The organism is Methyloceanibacter sp., assembly GCF_049590335.1.
In the GTDB taxonomy this organism is placed as follows: Bacteria; Pseudomonadota; Alphaproteobacteria; order Rhizobiales; family Methyloligellaceae; genus Methyloceanibacter.
The window spans coordinates 1-5,631 of the sequence record NZ_JBAWCQ010000137.1 but is presented as its reverse complement, the minus strand read 5'-3'; the positions used below and the strand labels follow the sequence as shown (position 1 = coordinate 5,631).

The window sequence follows — 5,631 nt, the reverse complement described above, 5'->3', positions numbered from 1 at the left end:
TCTCGTCCAGCGCTCCAAGTTTCGTGGGCAGTGAGACCTGTATCTCCTGCCACCAAGACGCTGGCACGCTGTGGCGTCCGTCCCAGCATGCACATGCCATGGCCCACGCGACCGCCGATACGGTTCTCGCGGACTTCAACGATACGACCTTCGACTATTTCGGCATCACCTCCCGGTTCTTTACGAAGGACGGCAGGTTCTTCGTGGAAACCGACGGCCCGGATGGTGACCGCGAGACGTTCGAGGTGAAATACACGTTCGGCCTCGATCCGTTGCAGCAATATCTTGTCGAGTTTCCGGACGGGCGTATCCAGGCTTTGACGATCACCTGGGACAGCCGTCCCAAGGCCGAGGGCGGTCAGCGCTGGTTTCACCTCTATCCCAACGAGAAGATCGGCCACGACGATCCATTGCACTGGACCAAGCTGAACCAGAATTGGAATTTCATGTGCGCCGAGTGCCATTCGACCGGCGTCGCTAAGAACTACGATCCGGCGACGAAGCGCTACGATACGACCTGGAAGGAAATCACGGTCGGGTGCGAGGGGTGCCATGGCGAAGGTTCAGCGCATGTCGCCTGGGCCAAAGAGGCTGGCCAGGGATCGACCGCCGACAAGGCGCTCGGTCTCCTGGCCCGGTTCAACGAGCGGTCTGGCGTCACATGGTCGCTGGATCCTGAGACAAAGCAGCCCAAGCGCAGCGCGCCTCCCATGACGGTGCGCAAAGAGGTCGAGATGTGCGGGCGCTGCCACGCGCGCCGGGGTGTAATCTCGGAAGCTTTCGTGCCAGGGCAGCCCTTGTCGGACAGTCACCAGGTGGCGCTGATTTCGCGCGGCCTCTATCAGCCCGACGGGCAGATGCTCGACGAGGTCTACAATTACGGCTCGTTCAAACAGTCCAAGATGTTTGCCGCCGGTGTAACCTGCAGCGATTGTCACGACCCGCATAGCGCCAAGTTGAGAGCGCCGGGCGGTGAGGTTTGCCTGCAATGCCACGCGAGCAGCTATGAAGAGCCCAGCCACACCCATCACGAGGGTGCGAACGCGCCGGATTGCATCTCCTGCCATATGCCCGCACGCGAGTTCATGGTCATCGATACGCGCCACGACCATGCGTTCCGCGTGCCCCGTCCCGATCTGTCCATGAAGTTAGGTGTCGACAATACCTGTACCGATTGCCATTCCGACAAGCCGGCCAAATGGGCGGCCGCCGCGATCGAGGACTGGTATGGGCCAGAGCGCAAAGGTTACCAGAGTTTTGGTCCCGCCTTCCATGCTGCTTGGACCGGCACTTCCGATGCCGCCGCGCTGCTTGCAGCCGTTGCCGAAGACGAAGCCGCGCCTTCGTTCGTGCGCGCAAGTGCCCTTGAAGAATTAACAGCCTATCCGTCCCCACGCACAGCGGGCGCCGTTCGCGCAGGGCTTTCCGACCCCGATCCCATGATGCGGCTTGCCGCGCTCGATCATTTGGAGACGGCGTCCGGCGCGCAGCTCTGGCCGCTCATCTCCACGCTCCTGGACGACCCGGTCCATGGGGTGCGAACCAGGGCCGGGTTCCTGCTCGCCGGAACTCCGGAAGCGGACCTATCCGACGCCGACCGCGCCAGGCTCGATGCGGCAGAGAAAGCGTTCGTCGACTCGCAAGTTCTGAACGCGGACCGCCCCGAGTCGCAGTCGCTGCTCGCGCGCTACTACATTCGCAAAGGTGCGTTGGAAAAGGCGGAGACCGCGTACCGGACGGCGCTCGACCTCAGCCCGCATTTCACGCCGGCTGCCGTCAATCTGGCAGACCTTTACCGGGCTCAAGGGCGCGACGACGACGGTATGGCGGTCTTGCGCGCGGCGCTGCGGCTGTCGCCGAACGATGGCGGTCTACACCATGCGCTGGGCCTGGCACTGGTCCGCCTCAAGAAGCCGGACGAAGCCGTCAAAGAATTGGGGCGTGCGGCGGAGCTGGAGCCGGATCGCGCGCGCTACCTTTATGTCTACGCGGTGGGACTCGATTCGATCGGCAGGCGCGGCGAGGCCATCGCCGTCTTGCGGTCCGGTCTCGACCGGCATCCGGACAACCCCGAAATCTTGACCGGGCTGGTGAACTTCTCCCGCGCGGAGGGTGATCTGACCGCGGCTCTCGACTTTGCCCAACGGCTGGCCAAGGCCGACCCGGCCAATCAGAACATCAAGAAGTTGATCGAGGCGCTCACCAAGCAGGTGATGGAGCAGACAGGCGCGCAGTAGTTCAGGTACTTTGCGCGCCGAGGATCAGCGCCACGCCGAAAAGAAGTACGAGGCTCGCGCCGCCGATCTCCAAGGCACTCCCTAGCCAGCGCCGCGTCCCTTCCGTCCGGGAGAAGAACGATAGGAGCTGGTTGCGCGATAGGGTTGCCAACACGGCTACGGCCGAGATGGTCAACACCATGCCGGCGGCCATGGCGGCAGTCACCGCAAGTCCCGCCTCGAGCAGCCCTCGGGCGAGCGCGTAGCTCATGATGAACGTCGTCAGCGGGCAGGGCACGAGGCCTGTCACGAAGGCCAGCACACGCCCCTTCTGCGGTGTCTCGCCATCGGGATCGGGTTGCGTTGCGCGTCTGCCGGCGCGCCACAACAGAAAGGCGCCAATGAGTACGACTAGGACGCCGCTCGCGAGTTCGAACTGGGGCGTACGCCCGCCATAGGCGAAGGCCCGGTTGATGACGGCGAAGCCGGCGAGCACCAGGACGATGGCGATGCTTACATGAGTGAGTGCCAGGATCGCGCCATTGGCGATGCTGGACACAAGGCTACCCTTCTGGCCCAGGTGATAGGAGAACAGTACGGTCTTGCCGTGCCCGGGCATCATGGCATGCAGGACACCGAATAGCACAGCCGCCCCCAAGGCGGCGGCGAGGGCAAGGCCGCTTCCGCCCGCGACGTCGCGAAACCCGCTTGCGATGCCCTCATAGAGCCAGCGCTGGAGGGCGATCATGTCCTGCATGGCTTTGATGTCTCACATGGGACCGTGCGCACAGAAAGTCACGTCCGCGTGCAAGGGCTACGCGGGAAGCGATACTGCGGGAGTGAGTTAAGCAGTCTAGTAGCGGAGGTTAGGACCGGAACGCCAGGCTGGGGCCGGCTGGCTGACCCCTGGCGCCGGGATGGCGATGCCGTTGCCGTAGTCCGACGCAAAGCCGGAGCCTTCGCTGCCATTTGCATAGGGCATGGCCAAGGAACTGCCCTCGAATTGAGGCATCGAATAGGCCGGCGAAAGGCCGAAATGCTCCGCGGCACTCTTCGGAAGCTCCGCATCTTGGCCCTGAATCTCAAAGGCTTCGGCGCTGAGCGGCATCAGGGCCAAGCTCGAAGCGGCACAAAGCGCAAGGTAGAAAGCGCGCATCTCAATCATCCCTCGTCAGGCAAATTCCAACTCGCCCTGTTGCGCCCCGAACTTGAGCGCCCTAACTCCTAAGTCTAGCGTGATTTGCGCGGCCGCGCTAGATATGGCGGCGGTTCCCCGTATTGTGATGTAATGCCGTGGCCAAAGCGCCACAAGCAGCGCGCATTAGAAAACCCTAGCGCCACGGCGAAATTGCGGCACGCTTCGCAAGCGGTTAAAGCATGAGTCATGGCGCCGCGCATCCTCTACGTCGTAACCGAAGACTGGTATTTCCTATCCCATCGCCTGCCCATGGCGCGTGCTGCCAAAAAGGCCGGTTATGAGGTGCATGTGGCGGCCCGGTACCTTGATGGCGCGGCGGCGGTCGAGGCGGAAGGCTTCGTTCCCCACAGGCTGGATTGGAGCCGGGGTAGCATTTCCGCGCGCGACAGCCTTGCGGCCATCCTGCAGCTCCGGCGCTTGATGCGCGAAGTGAAGCCCAGGCTCGTCCACAACGTCGCCCTGAAGCCCGTTCTGCTCGGAACCCTCGCGGGGTACGGGCTCCAAGACATGGCGATCGTCAACACTTTGACAGGGATGGGCGCGCTGTTTGTCGATGGCGGTGGAGCGAGCGGCCTCACGCGAAAGCTGGTCGTGATGGCCCTGAGCCGGCTCTTGCGGCGCGTTCGCTCCGTGACGGTCGTGCAGAATCCTGAGGACCGCGCGTTCGTGGCGGGGCTCGGCGTGCCCGAGGCGGCCATCATGATAATCGCGGGCTCTGGCGTTGATATCGAAAAATACCAGCCGCTGCCCGAGCCGGAAGGAACCGTCACGGCGGCATTCGTCGGCCGCATGCTCCAAATCAAGGGCGTTCAGACGCTGGTCGAGGCGTTCCGCCGGGCAACGGACGGTCGCGCGGACGGGAAGGAGCCGGAACTCCACCTCGTGCTTGCGGGGGATTGCGATCCGGAAAATCCCGGGTCGCTAGCGCCAGAGCAGCTTCGAGAATTCGCTTCCGCCTACGGGATCACCTGGCTCGGGCGTGTAGAGGACGTGCGCGAAGTCTGGAAGAAGGCGCATTTCGCCGTACAGCCATCCCGTGGTGGCGAAGGCCTCCCCAAGAGCCTGCTGGAGGCAGCCGCCTCCGGGCGGCCCATGGTGGCCACGGACGTGCCAGGTTGCCGGGAAATCGCCGTTCCAGGCAAGACGGGGCTCTTGGTTCCTGTCGACGATGTCGGGGCCCTGGCGATAGCGATGCTGGAGCTCGCGCGCGATTCCAGCCTCCGGCAGCACTATGGTGCCGAGGCTCGGCGCCTGACGGAAGAGAAGTTCTCCTCCCGTGTGATCGGCCAGGAGGCGGTCGCGCTCTACGAGCGATTGATCGCAAGCTAGGAGCGCGGCGCTATTTCGCGCGCATCATCTGCCTAATGCCATCCGGGCTCGCAACTTCGGGCTTCCAGCCCGTTGCCATCAGCTTGGAAGCATCAATCTCGAATGTTCCGCAAACACGCTCCCAATCGGCCTCGCGCCCGAACGATTTCATCAGCCGTTTGATGGCGCCGTGGGGCATTTTCACGAGCTGTGGTGGGCGGCCCAATCCCTCGCGCATGGCGCCCACGAGCCCCTCGACGCTGATCGGGGTCGCGTCGGCGACGAGATAGGTCTGGTTCCGCGTTTGCTGGGATCGGAGGACGTGGGCTACCGCGGCGATGAGATTCTCGATCGAAACCAGCGACCGCCGGTTATCCAGTCCGCCAAACGGCAACGGCATCGGCGTCTTGGCGATGGTGGCGAGCGAGGCGATGTTGCCCTTCACGCCCGGCCCGTAGACCACCGCAGGGCGGAGCACGGTAAAGTCCACGCCGCTTGCCGCAAGCCGCCGTTCCGCCTCAAGCTTCGTCCGGCCATAGATTTCCGTGGGCGCGGGCGGCTCCATTTCGGTGATCGTCGTGGGCGACGACAAGCCGGCCTGGGCGCGCACGGACGACATCAAGACGAAACGCTCGATCCGGCCTTTGGCCTGGCCGGCGAGCTCGGCCACCGCTTCGGTGTTGATTCGCGCATAGACGTCGTCGGGGAGCCTGCCGGGCGCGTGGGCGATGCCGGCCAGATGCACGACTTGGCTGACATCGTCGAGCGCAGCGGACCAATCGGCGGGATCTGCCAGATCCGGCATCGCGATTGGCTCGATGTTGGGCGCTTGCGTGATGCGCACGGGGTCGCGGGCGGCGGCCCGTACGGAGAAGCCGCGTTTTGCCAGAGCCGGGACCAGGCTTTGAC

At 64.1% G+C, this 5,631-nt stretch carries 5 protein-coding genes; 2 read left to right on the top strand and 3 right to left on the bottom strand.

Features of this window, described 5'->3' with window-relative positions:
* The coding region (locus tag WBQ77_RS10870; RefSeq protein ID WP_424060234.1) for a tetratricopeptide repeat protein at positions 1 to 2,237 on the top strand (2,237 nt) is incomplete at its 5' end.
* Between the two features lies 1 nt (position 2,238).
* On the opposite strand, the gene WBQ77_RS10865 is transcribed toward WBQ77_RS10870, so the two are convergent.
* Both WBQ77_RS10865 and WBQ77_RS10860 read right to left on the bottom strand, forming a co-directional pair.
* The gene (locus WBQ77_RS10865) at positions 2,239 to 2,973 is read right to left on the bottom strand and encodes a nickel/cobalt transporter (protein ID WP_424041923.1); all 735 of its coding nucleotides are present in this window, start codon (positions 2,971 to 2,973) and stop codon (positions 2,239 to 2,241) included.
* A gap of 96 nt (positions 2,974 to 3,069) precedes the next feature.
* Positions 3,070 to 3,372, bottom strand: a complete 303-nt coding sequence (locus WBQ77_RS10860; protein WP_424041925.1) for a hypothetical protein — start codon at positions 3,370 to 3,372, stop codon at positions 3,070 to 3,072.
* 228 nt (positions 3,373 to 3,600) lie between these two features.
* Between WBQ77_RS10860 and WBQ77_RS10855 the strand changes: the two genes are divergently transcribed.
* Positions 3,601 to 4,743 carry a glycosyltransferase family 4 protein gene (locus WBQ77_RS10855; protein ID WP_424041927.1) on the top strand — a complete coding sequence of 381 codons (1,143 nt, stop codon included), beginning with the start codon at positions 3,601 to 3,603 and terminating at the stop codon, positions 4,741 to 4,743.
* A 10-nt stretch (positions 4,744 to 4,753) separates the two neighbouring features.
* Here WBQ77_RS10855 and WBQ77_RS10850 read toward each other — a convergent pair.
* The coding region (locus WBQ77_RS10850; RefSeq protein WP_424060232.1) for an NAD-dependent epimerase/dehydratase family protein at positions 4,754 to 5,631 on the bottom strand (878 nt) is incomplete at its 5' end.

Excerpts from the sequence above, each read along its gene's own strand:
- WBQ77_RS10865 (WP_424041923.1), bottom strand. The coding sequence starts at position 2,973 with ATGCAGGACATGATCGCCCTCCAGCGCTGGCTCTATGAGGGCATCGCA.
- WBQ77_RS10860 (WP_424041925.1), bottom strand. The coding sequence starts at position 3,372 with ATGCGCGCTTTCTACCTTGCGCTTTGTGCCGCTTCGAGCTTGGCCCTG.
- WBQ77_RS10855 (WP_424041927.1), top strand. The coding sequence starts at position 3,601 with ATGGCGCCGCGCATCCTCTACGTCGTAACCGAAGACTGGTATTTCCTA.